We start from the raw sequence: 22,975 nt of genomic DNA, 5'->3' as shown, positions 1-22,975 counted from the left end.
CCCACGTACTAATTTATCAAAATGCTGGTACGTAGAGAAAAAAAGATTATGGAAAGGGGGAGGGGGGGAGACAACTAACTACTAACAACCATCAGCCAACTACTAACAATTAACCGCTAACATTAAAACAGTCAACGAGCATTGCCCCTTATGACTGCTATATCTCCCGTAGTTAAACCTGTCAGCCAAATGCGGCTATCTCCTGGAAGTGCAGTGACTATCGAGGATGTGACTTGGGAGGAATTTGAGTCTATCTTGCTTGAATTGGGAGAAAAGCTATTCACCAAACAGTGGACAGAACCAGACAACTAGTACTGCTACTGGACAGGTAGCCAGCCAAGCGTGAAAACTACGTTTTGAGAATCATGACACCTCCGGGTGCTTTCCAGCTTGTAGCTCTGTCGTCAACCATCAAACACCTGTATTTGGTTAAGGGAGCGTGGTTGACTTAACAAGTTCTCAAAACATTGGCGTTCGCGAAGCGTCTCCCCTTGGGAGAGGAAAACTTTACCTGAGTTAAATCAGAGGACAAAATGTCTAATTTTGTATTTCTAATTGATGCTAATAAGCAACCACTTGACCCTATTCCACCAGGACAAGCAAGGCGATTATTGAACCAAGGACATGCTGCTGTTTATCGACGTTATCCGTTTACGCTCATTCTAAAAAAGATAATTTCTGATCCTAAAGTCAAGCCACATCAATTAAAAATTGACCCAGGTTCCAAAGTGAGTGGCTTGGCAATTTTGCAAGAAGATAAGGTTATTTGGGGTGCTGAATTAACTCATAGGGGTCAGCAGATAAAAAATGACTTAGAATCTCGCAGAGCCATTCGCTGCAACCGTCGGAATCGCAAAACTAGGTACAGGCAGCCGCGCTTTCTTAACCGCACTAGGCAGAAGGGATGGCTACCTCCAAGCCTAGAGTCTAGAATCAAAAACATTTTGACTTGGGTAAACAGAATAATCCGATATGTACCAATCACTGGTATATCTCAAGAATTAGTAAAATTCGATCTTCAAGCAACAGAGAACCCTGAAATATCAGGTAAGGAATATCAACAAGGAACCCTTGCCGGATATGAAACAAGGGAGTATTTGCTCGAAAAGTGGAATAGAAAGTGTGCTTATTGCGGTGTCGAAAACGTCCCCTTTGAGGTTGAACACATTCACCCAAAATCGAAAGGTGGAACTGATAGAGTTTCCAATCTAACTCTTGCTTGTCATGAATGTAATCAAGCCAAAGGAAACCTAGATATTAAAGAGTTCTTAGCCAAAAAGCCTGCCATCCTTTCTCGGATTTTAAGTCAAGCAAAGCAGCCATTAAAAGATGCTGCTGCTGTTAATTCAACTCGTTGGGCACTGTTTGACAGACTAAAAAAGACGGAACTGCCATTAGAAATTGGGACGGGAGGCAGGACTAAATATAATCGAGTTCGCCTTGAACTTCCAAAAAAGCATTGGATAGATGCCGCAGCAGTGGGCATGGTAGAAAGCTTGCAACTTCTTGCCTCTCAACCCTTGCTAATTACCGCTAAGGGGTGGGGTAGCCGCCAGATGTGTACACCAAATAAATATGGTTTTCCCATAAGACATAAAACGCGATGTAAGACTTTTTTTGGCTTTCAGACTGGCGACATGGTGCGAGCAATCCTTCCCTCTGGCAAGTTTGCAGGTACTCATATTGGCAGGTTAACTGTTAGGGAAAGCGGAGTTTTTGAGATGAAAACGCCAAAACAGAAGGTTAGCCCAGTCCGCTACAAGTATTGCAAGTCGGTGCATCGCAATGACGGATACATGTATTTTTTTTCCACTAATGTCCAGTAAATTGCGTTCTTTGAGGAATAGCGATCGCTACGAGTTGGTTACAGCAAGTGTACATTACGGTTCAGATAAAATTAACCGAACCGTATTGGATGCTAACCTACATCATCATGGGCAAAGCGGTTAAAGAGAAAGTCTAAAGCATAGTTACGCAGTTGATAATATTGGGGATCTTCCATAATCCGAGAGCGATCGCGTGGACGGGCAAAAGGAATAGTCATCACTTCGCCAATTTTCGCATGGGGACCGTTGGTCATCATCACCAATTTATCTGCTAAAAAGAGCGCTTCATCGATATCATGGGTAATCATCAACACTGTACAGCGGTTATCACCCCAGATTTTCAGCAATTCTTCTTGTAATTCTTCTTTGGTAATAGCATCTAACGCCCCAAATGGCTCATCTAAAATTAAAACTTTCGGACGAATTGCCAAAGCACGAGCGATAGAAACCCGCTGTCTCATCCCCCCAGACATCTGCGGTGGCTTTTTGTCCATTGCGTCACCTAGTCCCACCATCGCTAAATGATCCCGGACGATCGCTCTTTTTTCGGCTTCGGGTTTGTTGGGAGAAACAGCATTCACAGCCAAGTATATATTTTCAAAGGCAGTCCGCCAAGGTAACAAGGCATAATTTTGAAATACAACCATCCTATCAGGACCGGGTTTGGTAATCGGTTTTCCTTCTAGCAGCACTTGTCCGGAAGTGGGAAAGTTAAAACCGGATACCATATTTAACAGTGTCGATTTACCACAGCCTGAGTGACCGATGACGCAGATAAATTCCCCTTGTCCCACATTCAGGTTAACACCATCAAGTACGGTGAAGGGTCCTTTCTTGGTCGGATATACTTTGGAAACGTCTTTAATTTCGAGAAAAGGCTTGCGGACGTCGTTAATTTGAGTATTTAATGGTTGTCCGATGTCGGTTGCTCTGTAAGTTCGGTTTTGCATGGGGTTTTAGAAGTTAAAAAGGTCATCGTTCTTGTTTCAAGTGAGAACGTTCTTGTTTCAAGTGAGAACGTTCTTGTTTCAAGTAGGAACGTTCCTGTTTCAAGTAGGAACGTTCTTGTTTCAAGTGAGAACGTTCCTGTTTCAAGTGAGAACGTTCCTGTTTCAAGTGAGAACGTTCTTGTTTTAAGTGAGAACGTTCTTGTTTCAAGTGAGAACGTTTTTGTTTTAAGTGAGAACGTTCTTGTTTTAAGTGAGAACGTTCCTGTTTCAAGTCGGAATGTTCAGGAAAATAACAGTAGTGAGCGCTTCAGCGCTCAAATAAATAAGCACTAAAGTGCTTACTACGCTACTTTTCTCATGGGTGTATCTAGAATCACCTCTGCCACAGAAACATCGCGTTTAATCTGTAAGCTGTTGAGATAAGCTATTGGATCGTCAGCATTAAAGGGAGTTCCATCGAACAATTTAATCGGTTGACGAGTGTAGCTAATATCTAAACCTAATTCGCGAGCTGCGGTGCTGAAAACCCGAACTCGACACACTCTTTCGACAACTTCCACCCAATTTCTCGGAAAGGGAGTATCACCCCAACGTGCTAATTGACTCATGATCCAAATTTGCTCGGTGCGACTGGGACGATTGATGGCAGAATCAGAGTAAAATTGATGATGGGCATAATCCCGCAGTGGATGGTCTAAGCTACAGGTGGCATTATTCGGATCTTCGATTTGAATGTACTCAATATCGTTGCTGACATACTCCCGCCGTGCTAAAATTTGCCGAATTTCTTGGGCATTTGCCGGAATTGAACAATAATAACAAGCTTCTAACAAAGCTTTGGTTAACGCGATGTGGGTGTTAGGATAATTTTCTGCCCAATCTTCACGCACACCGAGAACTTTACCAGGATGTCCAAACCAAACTTCTAAGTCGGTAGCGATAGTAAAGCCAACTTGCTCCACCGCAGCGCGATAATTCCAAGGTTCGCCCACGCAATAACCATCTATACTGCCAGCTTTCAAGTCTGCAACCATTTGCGCTGGGGGAATAGTCTTCATATCCACGTCTAAATCGGGGTCAATTCCCCCAGCAGCTAGCCAGTAGCGCAGTAGCAAATTATGCATTGAGGCGGGATGCACTACGCCCATTGTATGCCGTAAGTCGCGGGTGCGAAGCAGGTAATTTTTGAAGTCTGATAAGCTTTGCACACCTTCTTCATAGAAGCGTCTCGCTAAGGTGATAGCGTTACCGTTGCGGGTCATGGTGAGGGCAGTAACCACGGGCAAAGGTTGGTTGTTATGTCCTCCTAAGGTCAACCACATCGGCATTCCTGAGGGCATTTGCGCGGCATCTAAATAACCGCCGGTCATCCCATCAACGATACCACGCCAGCTACTTTCGCGCACGAGGGTAACTTCATCTAAACCATGTTTGGTGAAGAAGCCTTTTTCTTTAGCGATCGCTAAAGGAGCGCAAGCAGTCAGGGGTAAAAAGCCAATTTCTAAGTTAACTTTTTCTAAGCCATGACGGGCAATATTAGCAGTTTTCCGCGCTCTAATTTTCTTGATGCGTTTTTGCTGGTTGAGGAAGTAAATCATCTCACTTCGCAAGCTGTAGTAACTCGGATGTTCTACTACTTCCATGCGCTTGCGGGGTCTGGGAATATCAACTTCTAAAATGTCACCAATTTTCGATTCGGGTCCATTGGTCAACATGACAATTCTATCAGACAACAGCACCGCCTCATCAACATCGTGTGTCACCATCACGGCGGTAACTTGATTTTCTTGACAAATCTGCATCAATTGTTCTTGCAAATTGCCGCGTGTCAGAGCATCCAATGCACCAAATGGCTCATCTAGCAATAGTAACTTAGGACGAATTGCTAAAGCGCGAGCGATCGCTACCCGTTGCTTTTGTCCACCAGATAACATACCGGGTTGCTTATCTGCGTGGGGACGCAACCCCACCATATCGATATGTTTTTCAACAATTGCTTTGCGTTCACCTGCCGGTAAACCCTTCATTACTGAGTCTACAGCAAGGGTAATATTTTCTCTCACAGTTCGCCAAGGTAACAGCGAATAATTTTGAAACACCACCATTCTATCTGGACCTGGTTTGGTGATTCTTTGTCCTTCCAAAGTTACAACACCTTCGCTTGGCAAATCCAGACCGGCAATCATATTTAACAAAGTCGATTTTCCGCAACCGGAGTGACCAATTAGAGAAACGAATTCTCCTTTTTTAATCTCCAGATTAATCCCTTTGAGGGCAATATATTTTCCACCGCCGGTTAATTCAAAAACTTTATCAATTTCTTCAACAGCAACAAAGATAGACATGGCAATTTGTTAAATGATATGGGGCAATGGGCAATGGGCATTGGGCATTGGGCATTGGGCATTGGGGAGCCAGTGCGTTGCGGAGGTTCCCTCCGTTGAAGCATCTGGCGTCATTGGTAATAATTCTTTCCCTTTGCCCTTCTTCTGATTCCTTACTTACTTCTGTTCTGCTGGTAAAATCTTGTTTTGAATCCAACTCATGAGTTTATCTAGCAATAGACCGACAATGCCGATATAAACTAGAGCCAAAATAACTTCACTGACGTTATTATTTTGATAAGCATCCCAGATGAAGAAGCCAATCCCGACAATACCCGACATCACAATTTCTGCGGCAATAATTGCTAACCAAGCCAAACCAATCGCAATTCTTAATCCGGTGAAAATGTAAGGTAAAGCCGCTGGAATTAGTATGTTTGTGAAATATTCTTTGCGGCTAAGTTGCAGAACTTTGGCGACGTTGTTGTAATCTTGGGGAATTTGAGTGACGCCGACAGCAGTGTTAATTAAAATGGGCCAAATTGCGGTGATGAAAATTACGAATAAAGCAGCCGGTTCGTTTTGTCGCAAAGCTGCTAAGGAAATTGGCACCCAAGCCAAAGGTGGTACAGTCCGCAGTAGTTGAAACAGAGGATCTAAAGCTTTGGACATTGTTTGGTTAACACCGATCAAAATGCCGACACCAATACCGACAACTGCCGCTAAAGTATAGCTAATGGCAACTCTTTTCAAACTAGCTAAAATCTGCCAAAACAAGCCCTTATCTATGCCACCGTTGTCATAAAAGGGCCAAAATATCAAGATCCAAGTATCTTGGACAACCTGTATTGGTCCCGGTAAAGTTGCCCCAGGAATGAAAGCAAATAATTGCCAGATAATTAAAAAGATAGCGATCGCAACAGCCGGAGGAATCAAATTAGGAAACTGCTTCTTCAACCAAGAAATAAAGCTATTATCTAACCTTGCACCAGCAGGACGTTTTTGAGCGATTGTCATTGTCTATATCCTCCTCTTAATTACTTTCTTTCTTCTAGTCCGCGCAGGCGGACTTCGTTTGTGTAGCCGCGACTTCTTTCTTCTAGTCCGCGCAGGCGGACTTCGTTTGTGTAGCCAAGCCACTGCGTTGGGCGGCTCTGCCGACTTGAAGCATGTGGCGCGCGACTTCCAGTCGTCCGGGCTATTATTTACTTCTTAATCTTCAAACTCTTGAGATATTCCTCTGGCTTCTCCGGGTCAAACTTAACCCCATCAAAAAACTCTTCCACCCCACGCGAAGTACTTGTAGGAATATCAGCAGCAGCAATTCCAGCTTCTTTCGCAGCTTCTTTCCAAATATCTTCGCGGTTGACTTTATCAATTAATGCTTTAGCTTTCGTCAAGTAATCTTTCGGCAAAAATCCCCAGCGAACATTTTCAACTAAAAACCACAAATCATGACTCTTATAAGGATAAGAAACACTACCTTTTCCATCTTTCCAGTAATAAGCAGCCATTGATTTATCATCAATTTTGCGACCATCACCCATGTCATACTTACCTTGGAATGGTTCAATCAAAACTTCCGCAGGCAGATTAAAATAATTTCTGCTAGAAAGAATTTGAGCCGCTTCCTTCCGGTTATCAAAATTATCTAACCATTGTTGAGCCGCCATAATTCCTTTTAAAATTGCTTTGGTTGCCTTAGGATTTTTATCAACCCACTCCCCTTTCATGGCAAAATATTCTTCAGGGTGATTCTTCCAAATCTCTGCGGTTAATGCTGCCATGTAGCCAATTTTGTCTTTGACAAGCCGATTGCACCAAGGATCGCCGGTACTAAAGGCATCCATCGTACCCGTCTTCATATTCGCGACAGTTTGCGCTGCTGGTACTGTGAGCAATTTGACATCTGCATCCGGATCTATACCACCGGCAGCTAACCAATAGCGAATCCACAAATCTTGGTTAACATGGGGAAAAGTAAATGCAGCGGTGAAAGGTGTTGAAGATTTGAGTTGTGTAAATAAAGACTTAGCGCCGGCAAGTTGCAAACTAATACCTTTGCCTAAATGCTTGTTAGCGATCGCAATTCCATTTCCATGCGTAATCAATTGACACAGCACATACATGGGAATCTTTTTATTACCTTTGGTAATTAAACCTTCGGTAATTAAATGCGGCATAGGCATTTGCCATTGTCCACCATCAATCCCACCACCAGCAGAACCAATTTCTACATTGTCCCGTGCTGCACCCCAAGAAGCTTGTTTAGCAAGGTCAACATTGGTCATGCCATACTTCGCAAAAAAGCCTTTTTCTTTAGCAATAATTAACGCAGCCGCTTCAACAATCGGGATATATCCTAACTTAACTGTAGTCGTTTCTGGTGTTTGTTCTGGAGTTAAATTGGCAACAGTTTGAACCACTGGCTGTGCTTTGATGCTATTACCTGTAATGCTTGGCGGAGGATTTCCCAAACAGCCTTTGAGAAACACAGTACCCGCAGAGGCTCCGGCTGTTAAGATAAATTTACGGCGGGAAAATTGATCAAAAAATTCTGTCATAATATCTCCTTGATTGGGAAATAAGTTGTTTTTAAGTACGACAAATTAAGCAGAGAAACAATCTTATGTTTCTGGCGTTTTCAATGACACTTTTCAGCTATAACTATAAGCAAATATGCGCCTTTTCCAGTAAAAAAGACTGCTCAATTGCTTACAGAGAAACTGTGGTTAAGTTATTTATTGCTCTTTGGTGTGATGTTTGGGGATCACTTACCTTGTTGAAAACAGTTTACAGGTTTTAATGACAAATTGATATCTTTGAAACTGTAATTATTAAATAAATATTATATTGGAACTATAAGTAAAAACTTATAGTGAAGTTGCAAATGCCGGATTTTTTTTAAGATATAGCTTTTTATTTATGATAATTATTACTCTGAGACTATGAGTGAATGCTTTTAAGCTATATTTATTCGTTTTTAATCAAGATATATAGATAATTATTTATGGAAACTGTCAAGTAAATTTATAGGTAATCATGACTTACGCAGAATAATAAGAAAACGAACCTTACTAGTAAAGGTCGGCGTAAATAAAGCTACCATTCAAAAAAGCCAAAAAGCTTGTATTTCAAGCTTTTTGACTTTTGACTTCTTAATTTTGACTTCCGCGTTCAGGTAGCGTCTCCGATAGGAGAAGGGAAGCGAAATGTTCGCGGAGCGTGTCGCAGACAAGCAATCGCAAGGGCTGGGATTGCTTCTCCTGTCGGAGACGCTTCGCGAACGCTTCATTTCATTACGCTCGCAATGACTGTAAATATTTTTGTCCACCTACTTATAGCGGTTCACCAATCTGTTTGGGTAAAAGGGGAAAGGAAGAAATATTTTAAAATAATTCGACTGATTTTAAATGACTCCACCCCCTTTCCCCTTTACCCCTCTTCATGAAGGTGATAGCCATCGATTCTGACTCGCTAACCATCTTGCAGCAACCAGGTAGCACCACAGACATCCAACTAGGACTATTCTGGCAAATGCAATTGATGCTCTTGATGAAGCTATAATTAAAGGCAAAATGAGCAATCAAATTCCTCAAATTCAAATTGCAACACAAATAAATTCTCAACAAATGGTTGTAATTAAAATTGCTGACAATGGGATTGGTATTCCTGAGCTGGTCAAACAACGGCTGTTTGAACCGTTGTTTACCACGAAACACATTGGTAAAGGCACTGGACTTGGCTTGTCCATAGCCCATCAAATTGTGGTCAAAAAACACGATCGCAATTCCAACTTCCTAACGCGATCGCACTCCTACGCTCTTAAATCATTAGATAATTCCACAATACCCCTATAGCCATCGATTCTGACTCGCTGACCATCTTGCAGCAACCAGGTAGCACCACGGACATCCATCACCGCTGGTATACCATATTCACGAGCAACGATCGCCCCGTGAGATAATCTGCCACCAACTTCGGCAATTAAGCCACCGGCTCTAACTAATAGCGGTGCCCAGCCGGAATCGGTATAAGGTACTACCAATATCGTATCCCGGTCAATCTCTGGTATATCTTGTAAATTTCGCAACACCTTGACTATTCCCTCAGCTTGTCCGTGACTTGCGGGAATGCCTTGTAATATTTGATTGGAAGTGAGTTTAGAAAGAGCTAGCGGCACCGGGGGAGCATTGCCATAAACTAAAAGAGGTATTTGATTTAATTGACTGTCTTCTGTGAGTTGCGATCGCCTAACTAGTACTAAGTCTTGCAACTGCAAAATCAATCGAGCATCCCAACTCTCTATCAATTGCCGTATTTCATTCAATTCTAGAAAAAAGATATCTCCTTTTTCCTTCAACAAGCCTACTTCTAACCAAATCTTCTCTAAAGCCAAAAAACACCAGCGCAACTCACCTAACAAGCGTGAGTATACCTCAGTAACTCGTCCTTTGAGATCCACGCGCCTTTGCACAAATCCTCGCTTTTTATTTCTTTTTTGCGGACGATAAATTCCTTCTAAATTGTCTATCAGCGGTTGGTTATCTTGCATCAGCTGCACAAATAACTCCTTTATCGCTTGGGGATCTTCTTTCCAAGTGGGAACGGCAATATCAGTTCCCACTTCACTTAAATAGCCGTAATCTTGAAGCAATTCGTCAAATTTATGTAAAATTTTCTGCCCTTCTGGGGTTGGTGCTAATTGCTCAAATACTTGCTGTGGTTCGACTTCAGGTAATACCTGTTTGGCATCTGCGGCTAATGCACTTAGCGATCGCATTGCGGCTACTTCTGGTGTCAGGCTGTTATCAATTTTGCCATCTTTGACGCGAAAAATACCTTGGCGCAGCGCTACACTCAAGGGTGCTAAAATACTGTAATAAGTCCCCAGGCGAAGCAATCCTAAAATAAAGTCAATTCTATTTAACAGCTTTGGCGGATCGAAGTCATCGATAAATTCTTGCGTCAACTGGGACAAAGCAGGCACAAAGCGTCTATGATAATCGCGCTTAAAGTCTTTTTCTAAATTTAATTCTCGTCTGAGTAACTTCGCCAATCCAGGTAAATTCTTTAAGGTGGAATTCCAAGGTGGTTTACTCATCTTGGAACCCCTAGTTAAGAATTCTAAACTTTCCGGCGGTAAACCCATTCTTAAAAAAATATGCCCTAAGAGGGATGCATTAAAATATGCTCTAGAATAATGAAGTGTGGCGGTTTCTTTAAAGTCTAATCCTTCAGCGCGATCGCCTAAAACCACAGTAAAAAGTTCTCCCCAGACTCCGCAAGTTAAAGGACGGTTAATCGACCAAGTTAAAGGACGAATCAATCCGGGAATTACTTCGGCAGCGATTTTGCGAGTCCAAATTGGTAGTAAAGTGGTGATAGGTCGTGCTTGTAATATCCAAAGAGTTTGACCGTCATAACTCCACTCGATATCTTGGGGAATGCCGTGAAAACGTTCTTCTATATGTCGGCATAAGTAAGCGACTTGTTTAAGTAAAGCTTGTGGTACAACTCCAGTGCCTTCTAACTGCACAAACTTAAAATTTTCGGTTTCGACAACAAAAGCGCGATATTGTTCTGGTGTGACTCGTCCGGAAACGATTTGCGTCGGACTTCCTGGTAAAGCTTCAATGACGATCGCGTCTCCTTGTCGAGTAATCGGATCGCGGCTGAAAGCTACCCCAGAATATACACTTTGGACTTGTTGTTGAACTAGCACTGCCATTGCTGCTTCTTGGGAACCGCGATCGCGTCGATATTGCATGGCAGATGCATCGTTGTAAGAAGCTTGAGTGCGAGCGATCGCTTCTCGCAACTCTTGTTTGTTGGTAACATTTAAAATTGTTTCATATTGTCCGGCAGCAGAAGCTTGTTCTGAGTCTTCGCCAATCGCCGAGGAACGCACCACTAGAGGCGATAATTCAGAAGGATACATAACTTCTACTAATACTTCTGCATCGTCTTTCGGTGCAAGTACCCACCCTTTTGGTACTGGATAACCCCAGCGCTTAACTTTAGATAAAGTAGCTGCTTTTTGTCCATATAACGCAGCATCCAAATCATCATCTAAAGAAACAATATTTGTCTGACCGCGAAAAAATTCTAAAGCAGCTTTGGAATTTTTTTGGGCGTTTTCGGTTGGTAAATTCAAATCATCCGGAATTCGTTTATAAATCCAGCCAAGTAACACCCCCAAAACAACAGCAGCCATGATTTTCGGTAAATCTTGAGCGTGCATAAGTGTGACAATCAAAGGAAACAACACCAAAACGCCGTATTTTCCCAATTGTCTGTTGGGAAAAACACTAAAGGTAATACTTACCAGAAAAAGTACAAAACCAGCAATCAGCGGATCGTGTACCGCAAATCCCCAAACAACATTTGTCGTTCCTGCCCCTTTTCCTACCCAGTATCGTCCTAATACTAAAGCAATCAGGGCAATCAATTCCCAAGCCGATCCCTCTCCAAAGAAAGCACGGGCAAGTAAGACAGCGGCAATTCCCTTCAATGCTTCTGACAATACTGCCAGAATTCCTACCAGTCTTCCTCCGTGATAAAATGCGGCTGAAACACTAATATTACCAGTGCCCATTTGTGCCAATTGCCGCCCAATCATCGCTTGGGTAATCCAGTTAATTAGCGGTAATGCCCCCAGGAGAGGGCAGACAATTAAAATAATTATGGCACCCCAGAGTTCAAGCATTGTAAATTGTGGGTTTGAGATTTATAGCTTTCTTCGCTCTTTGTGCCGTCAATAAAGGCGATTTTTTCATATATAAACAAGTGGCAGATGCATCTAAAATTTTCGATGCCTTTGCCGATGAGAGTTACGTAAATTAATAAATATAAATACTTTGGAATTGAAACTTAAGTCAATTACTATAAGTAATTTAAAAAGATGTAGACGCGTGCCTTGACGTTTGACTCGGTTTATGTATCGGTCACATCTAGGATACATTTCACACCCTGTTTTGACAATAGCCAGATTTCAATTTTTATATGTGAAGTTTCTACTCGAAAATATAAAATTTTTATAAATTATTTTCAGAGCGTTTTAAGTAGCTGGTGAGAAACACTTAAGACAAAGATAAATTAGTCCAAATAAATAAATTTGGCAAACTGTCCTTGCCAGTGTCCCTCAACAGCTGTTAATATCCTTAGTTTACTGCATAGCCAGCTTGCAGCGCCCAAATAATTAGAGCAGCGATCGATCCCAAAAGAAGCACGGTAGAGATAGTTACCGCTTTTGGAGAATCTGCGCCCTTAAACTTCATGATTCCTCGGTTTAAGTCGGACATAGCGATGTGCGCCTCCTTTGATAAGCGTGCTCATTTGCCCGCTTTGATTGTAGTCTTTCTATTTGCATCTGCAACTAAACTTATAATTAATTTTCAATCTTGCTGGGCAAAATTTACATCAATAATATTATTTATGCCTTTAGAGGTAGATTAACGCTAGGACAATTTTGTAACTGATATCAATAATTTTCACCGTAAATACACTTGAAGCGGAATACAAGCAAGATTGAGGTAGCTAAGTATATATTGCAACTCGTTTTTCCGATTTTTTGGTAGAATTTATTACTTTGTGTCTCCGTTATTTTTCAGGAATCATTTGAGGGCGTTGAAAGGTGAAAGTTGCGCTTATAATAATTTTGACGGTATTAGCCGCACTGTTTGTAATCATAGAAGTAGGACTGCGATCGCTTTTTGGTTTTGGCAATCCTCTAATTTACATCGGTGATGATAAAATTGGCTATTTGTTAGCACCAAATCAGCGTACTCGTCGTTTTGGTAATCGTATCGAAATTAATCAGTATTCCATGCGAAGTGCGCCAATAGAAAAGACTGCTTCACCCTCAACGCTGCGGGTACTGCTGTTAGGCGATTCTATCGCAAATGGTGGCTGGTGGACAGACCAAGATAATACAATTTCTAGCTTGATGATGCGTTCTTGGAACGCGGTAAATACCAGTAAATATCAAAAAGTCGAAGTGCTGAATGCTTCCGCAAACTCTTGGGGACCGAGAAATGAATTAGCCTATTTGCAGCGGTTTGGAACTTTCAACGCTGAGGCGATAGTGTTACTAATTAACACTGATGATTTGTTTGCGACGACTCCCACATCTTTACCAGTAGGACGCGATCGCAACTATCCAGATAGTAAACCGGCTTTGGCATTGGTGGAAGTATTTCAGCGATATCTGACAAAACAAAAGTTAATTCCCGAACTAAAAGCAGTGCAAGACGAGAAAGGCGATCGCGTCGGGATTAATCTCGAAGCAATTAGCAAAATTCAAGCACTGACTCGTGAAAATAACTGCCAATTTCTGTTGGTCATGACTCCCTTACTGCGAGAAATTGGTAAACCAGGTTCGCGAGATTATGAAATTACCGCACGTCAGCGGCTGAAAGATTTTACCGAAGCGCAGCAAATTACTTATATAGATTTTCTCCCGACATTCAACGCCATCAAAGAGCCAAAAGCTATCTATCAAGACCACATTCACTTCAACTTGCAAGGCAACCATTTACTGAGAGAGAAAATTGAGCTGAAGCTTCTTGAGTTATTAAAGGATAATACAGCATATCAAGTTTGATTGAATAACGACATGTTTGTAGAGACGTTCCGATGGAACGTCTTTACTATTGATATATATTTCCATGAAGCAAACGTTCCACAACAGAGAAACTCTAGCAAAATAAGAATACTACGTTGTGAAAGTTCGTAGTAAGCGCTACCCTGCGGGAAAGCTCCGCTAACAGCGCTTAAAATTGAGCGATATCATTGTTATGAAAGTTCGTAGTAAGCGCTGAAGCGCTTAAAATTGAGCGATAAATCGCTCACTACGAAACTTCTAAATTCTTTCTTTATGTCTTCGTGTGGTTTGAGGGTTATTTACAGTACCTGTAGACATAGCGAGGCAAACAAAATGGATACTAACAAACTCCGCAAGTTATATGCAGCGGGAGAACGAAATTTCAACGGAGCAAATTTGCATCAAGCAAACCTTTCTGATGCGGATTTGAGAGGTGTAAATTTAGGTGGAGCCGATTTGAGTGGAGCCGATTTGAGTCGAGCCGATTTAAGTGGAGCCGATTTGAGTCGGTCAAACTTAACTGATGCAGACCTAAATGGAGCCAACTTAAAGGATGCAAATTTGAGTGAGGCAAACTTTATTGGGGCAGACTTGATTAAAGTCAATTTGGAGGGAACTAACTTGAGTCGCGCTGATTTGCGGAGTGCAAATTTAGTGCAGGCAAACTTGATTGGAGCTAATCTCAGCGAGGCAGAATTGAGTGGAGCCGATTTAAGTGGAGCCAATCTTGAAAGGGCAAATTTGATTGGCAGTAATTTGAATGAAGCTGAATTCTACAACACAAATATAAATGGAGCAACCATCACTGAACAGGAAATTGCTGGTTCAACTATGCATGTAGGCTTATCTCACAAATGGGTTACATGGGCTGGTGGTTGCTGATTCCACGGACGGGGTGTATAACTCGTACAGACGTTCCGCCGGAACGTCTTTACATTGTTAGTAATAAACCCGACATCATATCAGAGACTGTTGCTGATTAGATGTATGAAAATGATTGTGCGTGATGTCAAAACCCTTGTAGAGACGCGACCGATCGCGTCTCTTCCAGATTCCTACTGAATTCAGCAACGCCTAATTTCCTTGCAATGGGGCATTTAAGACTTTCTCAATGCGATCGCGTGTTTGTAATAAGTGCGCTTTCGTATATTCGTCTTTTGAGTCTGCACCATTGAGCTTTTCTTGCAATTGTTTTAACTTATACCACGCCATTGTCCGCGCATCTTCTGGTACTCGTTCTTTTCGCAACACCATCCCTGTCAACAAATCGAGATATTCTTGTTGCAAACCTCGGCGCAAACTACTAATTTTCATTTGTTTGCCGTAGGGAGTGAGAACTTCCGTCCAGATGCCATTTTGCAAAGTATCAAATAGTTCTGGCAAAGTCAAAGCTTTCCCAGGAGGACTTTTAAGTTCAATGTCGCTGAGTCGGGAAATGCGATCGCTTGATAGCAGTTCTCGCAACACCATACTCTGCATATTTAATATCAAATCGTGTATCGGATAATCCAAACGCCCAGTACGAGTTTTGCTACCCCAATGTCGCCACCTCGATGGTGCTAATTTATTCAGTAGTTCCGGCGAGAAGGTGAGCGCATTTTCTGCAAACATATATTGTTGTAACGTCGCTAACGCTTGCCGTTGTTTTTCTACTGTTACTGCTTCAAATGGTAATCTACCTTGGCTATCGCCTGCTTTGACTCGGTAAAAAGACTGCCCGCCAATGTATTTAGTAGTATAATAAATATTCTGAAAATAGTTACTTAATATCGTACTAAAGCGTTCCGTCACATCACTATAACTATCGCCAGCTAAGGGATAACGTTTATTGAGCCTATCCCACATCACACGGGAATTTTCTAACTGCCACTCCGAATAAAGCAGCACATTACTACTATTGTCCCAAGCATCGGCAGTCGGGTCGAGGTCAGACACATCCTCATCTGTAGAATAACTTAACTCAGGCTTGTCAGATTGTTGAGCGATCGCATTCAATGCTGGTTTTTCCGCTGCGGGAGTGGCTGCTTGAATTGATGTGTAGCCGTACTTAATTGCCCATTCATCATAAGGTCCCACCATATTTGGAAAATAATCTCCCTGCTTCACCCCGGTCGGTGCGATATTCGGGGGAATATAATCCATTACCGAGGTCGTTAAACCTCTGCTGCGAGTGATTTTAGTATTGTTCAATTCTTCTGGTGGCAGTAAAGTACTACCACGGAAGTTATGACGTAAACCAAGAGTATGTCCAACTTCGTGAGCAATAATTAAACGTATATATTGATGGATATAGTCTTTTATTTGTTCGCTAGTCGGTGGTGTGTTTTGCAATAGTGACATCGCCGTTGTCCCAATCGCAAACTGATTTGCAGCTTCTAAGCCATAGCATAAATCGTACTCACCTGCCATTTTCGATAAACGATTTAACAATTTACTTTCTTGCGGCTTTTGGTTGGGAGTATTTCTACCTTCTAAACCATTTGCACAAAGCAAACGATTTTGCATCAACGCTGATAGAGAAGTGCGGCTTTCTCCTTGACTGGGTTGGACAATATCGCGATAATCTTTTTTGAGGGCGCGGACAAAGCTACCGTCTACTAAAATATCTGCGTCTAAAATTTCCCCAGTTAGCGGGTTGACGCGGGATGGTCCGAGGGCAAAATATCCATCCACCGTGTTAATCCAGCGAATAGTATTGTAGCGGATATCTGCCGGGTCCCAAGTGGCGTTATCCGGCATTTGCTGTACTTGAATCGCATCTTGGAATCCGGCTTTTTCAAAAGCTTTATTCCACATGAGAACGCCTTCTTTAATGGCATCGCGGTATTCTAAAGGGACGGCGTTATCAATCCAAAAAACAATCGGTTTTTTCGGTGGGGAAATTGCCGCATTCGGATTTTGTTTTTCCAACTTCCAGCGATTGATGTAGCGGACAAACGGATCGCCGCGATCGTCGTCAGATAAATCTTGATAAGCGGTGATAAAATAGCCAACACGTTCATCAGCCAAACGCGGTTGATAGTTGTTTTCTGGTAGTTGGGAAATACTGTAATGCACCCGCAGCGTAAAGCCACGGTCATCAGGTAGTGTAGCAAAATTCGCCACAGGTTCGTCCTTACTCCCGCTGCGGGTGAAATTTAAAATCGATTCAATTTCCATATTTGCCGGGAAGGTTTTAGCAGTACCAAAATAAGAATCATCTTTATCAGCGGGGATTCCCAAACTCGCAGATACTCCCGCTATGTCGGTAAGTAGCAAGTCGCTTAAGTCGATGAGAATGGTTTTGCTTTGGGAGTTGATGCTTTTGATGGGGATGGTGTAGAGAACCGAATCACTGAAAGAACGGGCAAGCGATCGCGCTTGTGGATCTCCTTCGCGAGTACGAAAATTAACATTGCGGACAATAAAATGCAACTTATTATTTACTCGTTGGAAGTAAAATAAAAAATCTTGCAAAGGCATCCCGCTATAAATACCGCGTTCCCCAATTCCTGATTCTAGCGTTGCATTGGCTAGATAATTTTTATTGAGTTGCTCAGGTTTAATTTCTAAATAAATTTTATTCTTGTCTTTATTACGGTAAAGAGTAAACAGTCCCTGCTGCTTTTGGGTATCTTTAATTACTTCATCAAATTGTTGCAGTTCATCCTTTTTTGTTGGTTTAGTGGTAGTATTAGGCTTTTCATCCGGTTTGTCGGGGACTTTGCTGATTTGCAAAAATGGTTGCTGTGCAGCTTTTTTGTTGTCTTTAACGACCCAAATAAAAGGCTGACGCAACGGAAGTTTGTTATTCTTGATTACCCATACTTGTTCTCTAGGTAGCCCAAATTTATTGTGTAAATTAGCATTCGCTTTCTGTGAGTAGCGCGGTGTGGAAAGGGAAAAAGCCTCTCCACCTGTCACTTCTGTCTTCTTATAGCTTTGTACTGGTGTCCCTTTGTGCAAAACAAAGGTGTCAACGACCGCATTAACAGACGGTGACTTAGCGCTAACGCTTGCTGATGATAGACACAAACTATGCAACAAAATCACACAAAACGTTAATCTGTTCATTCGATCCATTCCTGAAAGTGACCCCTAATTAATTTTTAGTTTCTTTTAAGCCAAGCAAACTTGCTTCAAGTCCCTTATGTCAACGAAAAACTATATTAGTTGCTTAATATCAAGCAAAAAGCTTTTTGTTTAGTTTTAACTGACATTTTGAGCTTTGTTATACTTTTTTGCTGTAGTATTTTTGCTAACAATTGCCTTGGTAGCACAGAGTACGTATTATTTTTACATCAAATCTGGAAATATGCTGAAAAAAAGTCTAACAATTTGACTAAATCGATTAAGTCTACTGACAATCGAAAAACTTTTCAATCTGATATTCTACTTTTAATCAAAGGAAAAGCAAGTTATAACACTCAAAAAAATAGTGCTAAATAATACCAATAGTTTTCCGGAATAATCAGCAAATCAACCAAAAAACTTTAAGTATTCTCTAAATCATCAGTAGGTGTATAGTAACTACGGACACAATAATGTCACATTTGTCTCAAGTCTGGAAGCGTTTGATAACGTTCTGCAAGGAAACGGAGTTACAACAGATGCCAACGACAACATCTGTGGGAACCCAAGTATTTTTACCTTTAAAAAAGAATGTCAAAGAACAAGATAAAAGTATTGAGTTTTCGCAAAAGAATTTGCAGGAATTTATATTTCCGGAACAGCTGCAAAAAAAGTTAGAAGAATGGACAAAAGCAGGTAGTGGTTTGAGCTTTCATATAGGCGATCGCCAACTGCACGAGCAGATTTATAATATTTTCGGCAACTCCACCCTGACAACAGAAATAGTCGAACAAGTAATCAACTTGCTTACTACCAGTCAAGAATTTCGACCAATTCCGCTTTTCCAGCGTTTAGAAAATTTTTATTGCCGCTGGTGTCGCGGAGAATTTATCGATGCTGCACCTGATGATAACTTACCACAGAAAAAAATGTTACAGTTGCAAGCACAAAACATTACCTTCCGACTGCGACAAATAGACATACAGACCGGACTAAACGTGATGATTTTGCTTTTAGAATTACACCGTTATGCTCAAACAAAAGACGACTTAAAGCAAAAAATTAACTTTTATCCATCTTCCCAACCAGGAAAAGAAAATTTTTTCACATCTCAACTACTGCGGATTATTAACTATAGCGATGCCATTGAAATTGGCAATTTTAGCAATATAGTCGGGGAATTTCTTCGAGGTGGCAACTTTAGCGGTGCTTACCTTGGTGATGCTAACTTAACTGGTGCTAATTTCAGCCAAGCCAACCTAAAAAATACTTACTTCGGTGATGCCAACTTAACTGGTGTCAACTTTAGCAATGCTAACCTCAAAGGTGCTAACCTTGGCGATGCCAACCTCAGCGGTGCCAACCTCAGCGGTGCCAATCTTAGCGGTGTTGACCTCAGCAGCACCAACCTCAGCGGTGCCAACCTCAGCAATGCCAACCTCAACCGCGCTGATCTGAGTAGCGCTGATCTCAGAAGCACCAATCTGAGTGGTGCCAACCTCAGTAGCGTCAACCTTAGCAGCAGCAACCTTAGGGATGCTGACCTCAATGGTGCTAACCTCTGTGATGCCATCCTTTTTGGTGCCAACCTCAGCGAAGCCAACTTGAAGGGTGTCAACCTCAACCATGCCGACCTTTGCCGCGCTGACCTCAGCGGTGCTAACCTGAGTAACGCCAAACTCAACGGCACCAACCTCAGCGATACAATTCTTTTCAGCACCAACTTGAGTGACGCCATCCTGGTTGCGGCTGACCTCAGCTATGCCAAACTCAATGGTGCCAAGCTAAATCATGCCAACCTTACCAGTGTCATGTTTTTAGGTGCTGACCTCAGCGACACCGATTTGAGTGGAGTGACTCTCAACCAAGCTGATTTGAGTGGAGTAACTCTCAATGATGCTGACCTGAGTGGTGCTGACCTCAGTGAGGCTGTACTCTTTGGTACAGACTTCAGCGGTGCCAACCTCAGTGGCAGCAACCTCAGTGGCAGCAACCTCAGTGGTGCTATTTTCAGCAGTGCCAACCTCAGTCATAGTAACCTCAGCTACGCGATTCTTGGTAATACCGACCTCAGCGACGCTAATTTAGAACAGTTGACTTGGAATGAAAATCAATACTGGCAAGGTGTGCGCGGGTTAGATACAGCAGTTAATGTACCAAAGGAGTTAAAGCAGCAACTGGGATTGGGGTGAGGTAGTAAGTGTTGAAGTGCTTATTTTAAGCACTACAGGACTTACGCAAAAACTCTCTGCAACTCTTATTACTTGGCGCACTTGGTATACTTGGCGGTTCATTTTATCATGACGAGTGCGTAAGTCCTGCACTAAAGTGCTTACTACGAAAGAAAATCAGGATTTCCGCACGAACTACGTATTTCCGTTAAAGTTTGAAATTCAATGTGCAAAATCTGGTTAGCCGCTTGCACAAACGTAACAGCATCTGCACGAATTGGTTCCAAAGTCAATTCGGTTTTCAAAACTGTTATTTCCTGCACCTCAACCCCAAGTAGCCAACGAACAAACTCAGATGGATACTGTTCCGCTAAATATTTACAAGCATTGTCGTAACTCAATCCTGTCCTCCTCTGCCCCTGGTGCGGTTCGTTTTATATAACTCAAAACAACTCCTTAATTCCCGCGCTACCAATCTCTATTGCCAAAAAAGTATCGGTATATTACCCACTGCATCAGCAAGAACAAACACAGCAACAAAGGTTTTAACGAAAACAGAAATATCCACAGCAGAAGCTTTATCAAGGTTTTCTCACAACCTAACCTCAAATTCGTTGATTTTTCTATAACCCGTAGGAAGATTAAGATGATGATAAATTTGAGTAAAGTGTTCGTTGGTTAATAAATTCGGGGAAGATAAAGTATATGGAGAGCAACTGCACAAAGTAAAGATATATTTAATAATCTACCCCTCACAACTCCACTATTCGTTATTGGATCTATGAAGTCATATTTAGCCGCCGCTATTCAAATGACCAGTGTACCAAATCTGGAAAAAAATTTGGCACAGGCAGAGGAATTTATCGATTTAGCCGTCCATCAAGGTGCGGAATTAGTGGGTTTGCCAGAAAATTTCTCGTTTATGGGCGAAGAAAAGGATAAACTTGCTCAAATTGAAGCGATCGCCAAAGAATCGGAAATATTCCTCAAAAAAATGGCGCAACGCTATCAAGTTACCATTGTTGGCGGCAGCTATCCTGTACCTGTAGATAATACCGGTAAAGTCTACAATACTTCCACACTCATTGACCCAAACGGTCAAGAAGTTGCCCACTACCAAAAGGTACATTTATTTGATGTGAATGTCCCTGACGGCAATACTTATCGTGAGTCGAGTACGGTGATGGCTGGGAAACAAACACCCCCCATTTATTTTTCCGAAAAACTCGGCAATATCGGACTTTCTGTTTGCTACGATGTCCGTTTTCCCGAACTTTACCGCCATTTATCTCACAAAGGGGCAGATATTTTATTTATTCCGGCAGCTTTCACCGCTTTTACTGGTAAAGATCATTGGCAAGTATTACTACAAGCGCGGGCAATCGAAAACACCTGTTATGTCATCGCACCGGCGCAAACTGGAGTAAATTACGCTCGTCGTCAAAACCACGGACACGCGATGATTATCGATCCTTGGGGAATGATTTTAGCCGATGCTGGGGAAAAACCGGGAGTAGCGATCGCCGAAATTAATTTCTCTCGGCTAGAACAAGTACGCCGTCAAATGCCGAGCTTACAACATCGCGTATTCATCTAGCTAATTATTTGCCAAAATTTACATCTCCACGTAGAGACGTTCCGGCGGAACGTCTCTACGAGGGTTGCGATATTTTTATTAATGTTAACGTGAGTTCGATGAACTAAAAAACGGCACAAGGAATGGCAGGTAAGTCTTTAGGATAAATATCAAGCGAGGCTTTTTGGCTTTCAGTGAGACAATGGAGGTGCAGTGCCGTCTATATTAAAAAAAGTTTATCACCACAAAATTTGGAGACCCCAGCATGATAACAAATAGTCACTTAATTCCAGGTGAAACATTTCTTTTCCGAGATAAGTCGGATATTTCTCAAGTCTCTCTTTCGGACGACGAGATTAACGAAAAATACAAGAAGGGAGAGATAAGAATTGTAACGGAACAAGCTCGTTACCCACTTGATAGTATAGAACCTATGCTTGACAGTCAAAAGTATATCCTAAATCCTGAATACCAGCGCAGAAAAAGGTGGGACAATACTCGAAAATCTCGTTTGATAGAATCCTTGATAATGAATGTGCCGATTCCGCCTATCTTCCTGTATGAAGTAGATTATTCTATTTATGAAGTAATGGACGGACTGCAAAGGCTAACTGCTATTTATGATTTTTATAAAGGAAAATTTAACTTAGAAGGATTAGAATATTGGCAGGAACTTAACGGGAGAAATTATAAAAATTTACCCGAACAAATTAAAAGAGGAATAGATAGGCGTTATTTATCATCTATCGTATTGTTGCAGGAAACAGCAAAAAGCACAGAAGAAGCTGATTTTCTAAAACAAATAGTTTTTGAAAGATTGAATAGTGGTGGAGAGAAACTAACTCCACAGGAAACAAGAAATGCTTTACGCAATGGCAAGTTTAACCAATTGTGTATAAAACTTGCTGAAAATGACTCTTTCCGTAAAATGTGGAAGCTACCTTTAGAATCAGAAGGAGAAGAAGAATTACTTAAAAGCGAACCTTATCGCAAAATGGAAGATGTTGAATTGGTTTTGCGATTCTTTGCTTATCGTCATATAGCTAACTTCAAATCCCCAGTGGATAAATTTTTGGATGGCTATTTAAAGCAGGCAAACGGTTATCCAGAACAAACAATAAAAAATCTTGAAACCCTTTTTAATGAAACCATTAATTTGATTTATTCAATATTTGGAGATTCAGCTTTTATCCTACCAAAAGAAAAGCGTGACAATAAAGCGCCATTAAAAATTATTTACGATTCAATGATGCAGGTGTTTGCAAATAATATTTCTTACAAGGAAAGTTTTCTCAACCATCGCGAATCGATAAAAAATGCTTTATATTCAAATCAAGAATTGTTATACATCAAGGAAGAGAATAATAGACCCCTTTTTGATAGTAGATACAATAACAGAAAAGATGTAGAAGCACGTATAAATTATTTTCATAACTTTCTACAAGGTTACGTATCATAAACTTTAGTAGAAAT

Annotated in this window: 16 protein-coding genes and 3 pseudogenes; 9 read left to right on the top strand and 10 right to left on the bottom strand. The window is 41.6% G+C overall.

Going from position 1 to position 22,975, the window contains the following annotated elements:
• Positions 1-150: 150 nt before the first annotated feature.
• The 3 genes from TOL9009_RS46180 to TOL9009_RS49675 all read left to right on the top strand — a co-directional run bounded on the left by TOL9009_RS46180 (position 151) and on the right by TOL9009_RS49675 (position 1,950).
• Positions 151-312: a hypothetical protein gene (locus TOL9009_RS46180; protein WP_242055324.1), complete on the top strand. Its 162-nt coding sequence runs from the start codon at positions 151-153 to the stop codon at positions 310-312.
• Positions 313-533: 221 nt separating this feature from the next.
• Positions 534-1,826, top strand: a complete 1,293-nt coding sequence (gene iscB, locus TOL9009_RS0125645; RefSeq protein ID WP_029635810.1) for an RNA-guided endonuclease IscB — start codon at positions 534-536, stop codon at positions 1,824-1,826.
• The gene (locus TOL9009_RS49675) at positions 1,816-1,950 is read left to right on the top strand and encodes a hypothetical protein (RefSeq protein WP_260675942.1); all 135 of its coding nucleotides are present in this window, start codon (positions 1,816-1,818) and stop codon (positions 1,948-1,950) included. The genes iscB and TOL9009_RS49675 overlap by 11 nt, the downstream gene beginning before the upstream one ends.
• Here TOL9009_RS49675 and TOL9009_RS0125640 read toward each other — a convergent pair.
• From TOL9009_RS0125640 to TOL9009_RS0125620, 5 genes are all read right to left on the bottom strand, one after another.
• Entirely contained in the window at positions 1,919-2,776 is an 858-nt protein-coding gene (locus TOL9009_RS0125640) for a nitrate ABC transporter ATP-binding protein (protein WP_029635808.1), read from the bottom strand. The genes TOL9009_RS49675 and TOL9009_RS0125640 overlap by 32 nt on opposite strands.
• A 22-nt stretch (positions 2,777-2,798) precedes the next feature.
• On the bottom strand, positions 2,799-3,047 hold the full coding sequence (locus tag TOL9009_RS0125635) for a hypothetical protein (protein WP_029635806.1): 249 nt from the start codon (positions 3,045-3,047) through the stop codon (positions 2,799-2,801).
• A 70-nt stretch (positions 3,048-3,117) separates the two neighbouring features.
• Positions 3,118-5,121, bottom strand: coding sequence for an ABC transporter ATP-binding/substrate-binding protein (locus tag TOL9009_RS0125630; RefSeq protein WP_029635803.1), 2,004 nt, complete (start codon positions 5,119-5,121; stop codon positions 3,118-3,120).
• Positions 5,122-5,277: 156 nt separating this feature from the next.
• Complete coding sequence (gene ntrB / locus TOL9009_RS0125625; RefSeq protein WP_029635801.1) at positions 5,278-6,117, bottom strand: nitrate ABC transporter permease; 840 nt, start codon at positions 6,115-6,117, stop codon at positions 5,278-5,280.
• A gap of 188 nt (positions 6,118-6,305) precedes the next feature.
• Positions 6,306-7,664 carry a CmpA/NrtA family ABC transporter substrate-binding protein gene (locus tag TOL9009_RS0125620; RefSeq protein WP_029635799.1) on the bottom strand — a complete coding sequence of 453 codons (1,359 nt, stop codon included), beginning with the start codon at positions 7,662-7,664 and terminating at the stop codon, positions 6,306-6,308.
• A gap of 963 nt (positions 7,665-8,627) precedes the next feature.
• Between TOL9009_RS0125620 and TOL9009_RS0125615 the strand changes: the two are divergent.
• Positions 8,628-8,885: pseudogene (locus tag TOL9009_RS0125615) on the top strand (ATP-binding protein); the annotation flags it as partial.
• Positions 8,886-8,917: 32 nt separating this feature from the next.
• Here TOL9009_RS0125615 and TOL9009_RS0125610 read toward each other — a convergent pair.
• Both TOL9009_RS0125610 and TOL9009_RS47755 read right to left on the bottom strand, forming a co-directional pair.
• Positions 8,918-11,809 (bottom strand): glycerol-3-phosphate acyltransferase, encoded by a 2,892-nt coding sequence (locus tag TOL9009_RS0125610; RefSeq protein WP_029635795.1) that lies wholly within the window; start codon positions 11,807-11,809, stop codon positions 8,918-8,920.
• A gap of 454 nt (positions 11,810-12,263) precedes the next feature.
• On the bottom strand, positions 12,264-12,380 hold the full coding sequence (locus TOL9009_RS47755) for an RNA polymerase subunit sigma (RefSeq protein ID WP_186227720.1): 117 nt from the start codon (positions 12,378-12,380) through the stop codon (positions 12,264-12,266).
• Between the two features lie 356 nt (positions 12,381-12,736).
• Here TOL9009_RS47755 and TOL9009_RS0125600 point away from each other — a divergent pair, with 356 nt between their 5' ends.
• Both TOL9009_RS0125600 and TOL9009_RS0125595 read left to right on the top strand, forming a co-directional pair.
• Complete coding sequence (locus TOL9009_RS0125600) at positions 12,737-13,705, top strand: SGNH/GDSL hydrolase family protein (RefSeq protein ID WP_029635791.1); 969 nt, start codon at positions 12,737-12,739, stop codon at positions 13,703-13,705.
• Between the two features lie 333 nt (positions 13,706-14,038).
• Positions 14,039-14,587 carry a pentapeptide repeat-containing protein gene (locus TOL9009_RS0125595; RefSeq protein ID WP_029635789.1) on the top strand — a complete coding sequence of 183 codons (549 nt, stop codon included), beginning with the start codon at positions 14,039-14,041 and terminating at the stop codon, positions 14,585-14,587.
• A 192-nt stretch (positions 14,588-14,779) separates the two neighbouring features.
• Here TOL9009_RS0125595 and TOL9009_RS0125590 read toward each other — a convergent pair whose 3' ends face one another.
• Positions 14,780-17,758, bottom strand: a complete 2,979-nt coding sequence (locus TOL9009_RS0125590; RefSeq protein WP_029635787.1) for a zinc-dependent metalloprotease — start codon at positions 17,756-17,758, stop codon at positions 14,780-14,782.
• A 470-nt stretch (positions 17,759-18,228) separates the two neighbouring features.
• Here TOL9009_RS0125590 and TOL9009_RS0125580 point away from each other — a divergent pair, with 470 nt between their 5' ends.
• Positions 18,229-19,947: a pentapeptide repeat-containing protein gene (locus TOL9009_RS0125580; protein ID WP_029635783.1), complete on the top strand. Its 1,719-nt coding sequence runs from the start codon at positions 18,229-18,231 to the stop codon at positions 19,945-19,947.
• A 185-nt stretch (positions 19,948-20,132) separates the two neighbouring features.
• Here the strand turns inward: TOL9009_RS0125580 and TOL9009_RS0125575 are convergent.
• Positions 20,133-20,327 (bottom strand): annotated as a pseudogene (locus TOL9009_RS0125575) (hypothetical protein); the annotation flags it as partial.
• Positions 20,328-20,416: 89 nt separating this feature from the next.
• Positions 20,417-20,494 (bottom strand): annotated as a pseudogene (locus TOL9009_RS49670) (MarC family protein); the annotation flags it as partial.
• A 213-nt stretch (positions 20,495-20,707) separates the two neighbouring features.
• Between TOL9009_RS49670 and TOL9009_RS0125570 the strand changes: the two are divergent.
• Positions 20,708-21,523: a carbon-nitrogen hydrolase family protein gene (locus TOL9009_RS0125570; RefSeq protein WP_029635780.1), complete on the top strand. Its 816-nt coding sequence runs from the start codon at positions 20,708-20,710 to the stop codon at positions 21,521-21,523.
• A 244-nt stretch (positions 21,524-21,767) separates the two neighbouring features.
• A complete protein-coding gene (locus tag TOL9009_RS0125565) occupies positions 21,768-22,961 on the top strand; it encodes a DUF262 domain-containing protein (protein WP_051503027.1) in 1,194 nt (397 codons plus the stop codon).
• The last annotated feature ends 14 nt before the right edge of the window (positions 22,962-22,975 follow it).

The sequence above is a fragment of the [Scytonema hofmanni] UTEX 2349 genome, from assembly GCF_000582685.1.
In the GTDB taxonomy this organism is placed as follows: domain Bacteria; phylum Cyanobacteriota; class Cyanobacteriia; order Cyanobacteriales; family Nostocaceae; genus Hassallia; species Hassallia hofmanni.
The sequence above is the reverse complement of the archived record's forward strand: the minus strand, read 5'-3'. Positions and strand labels throughout refer to the sequence as shown.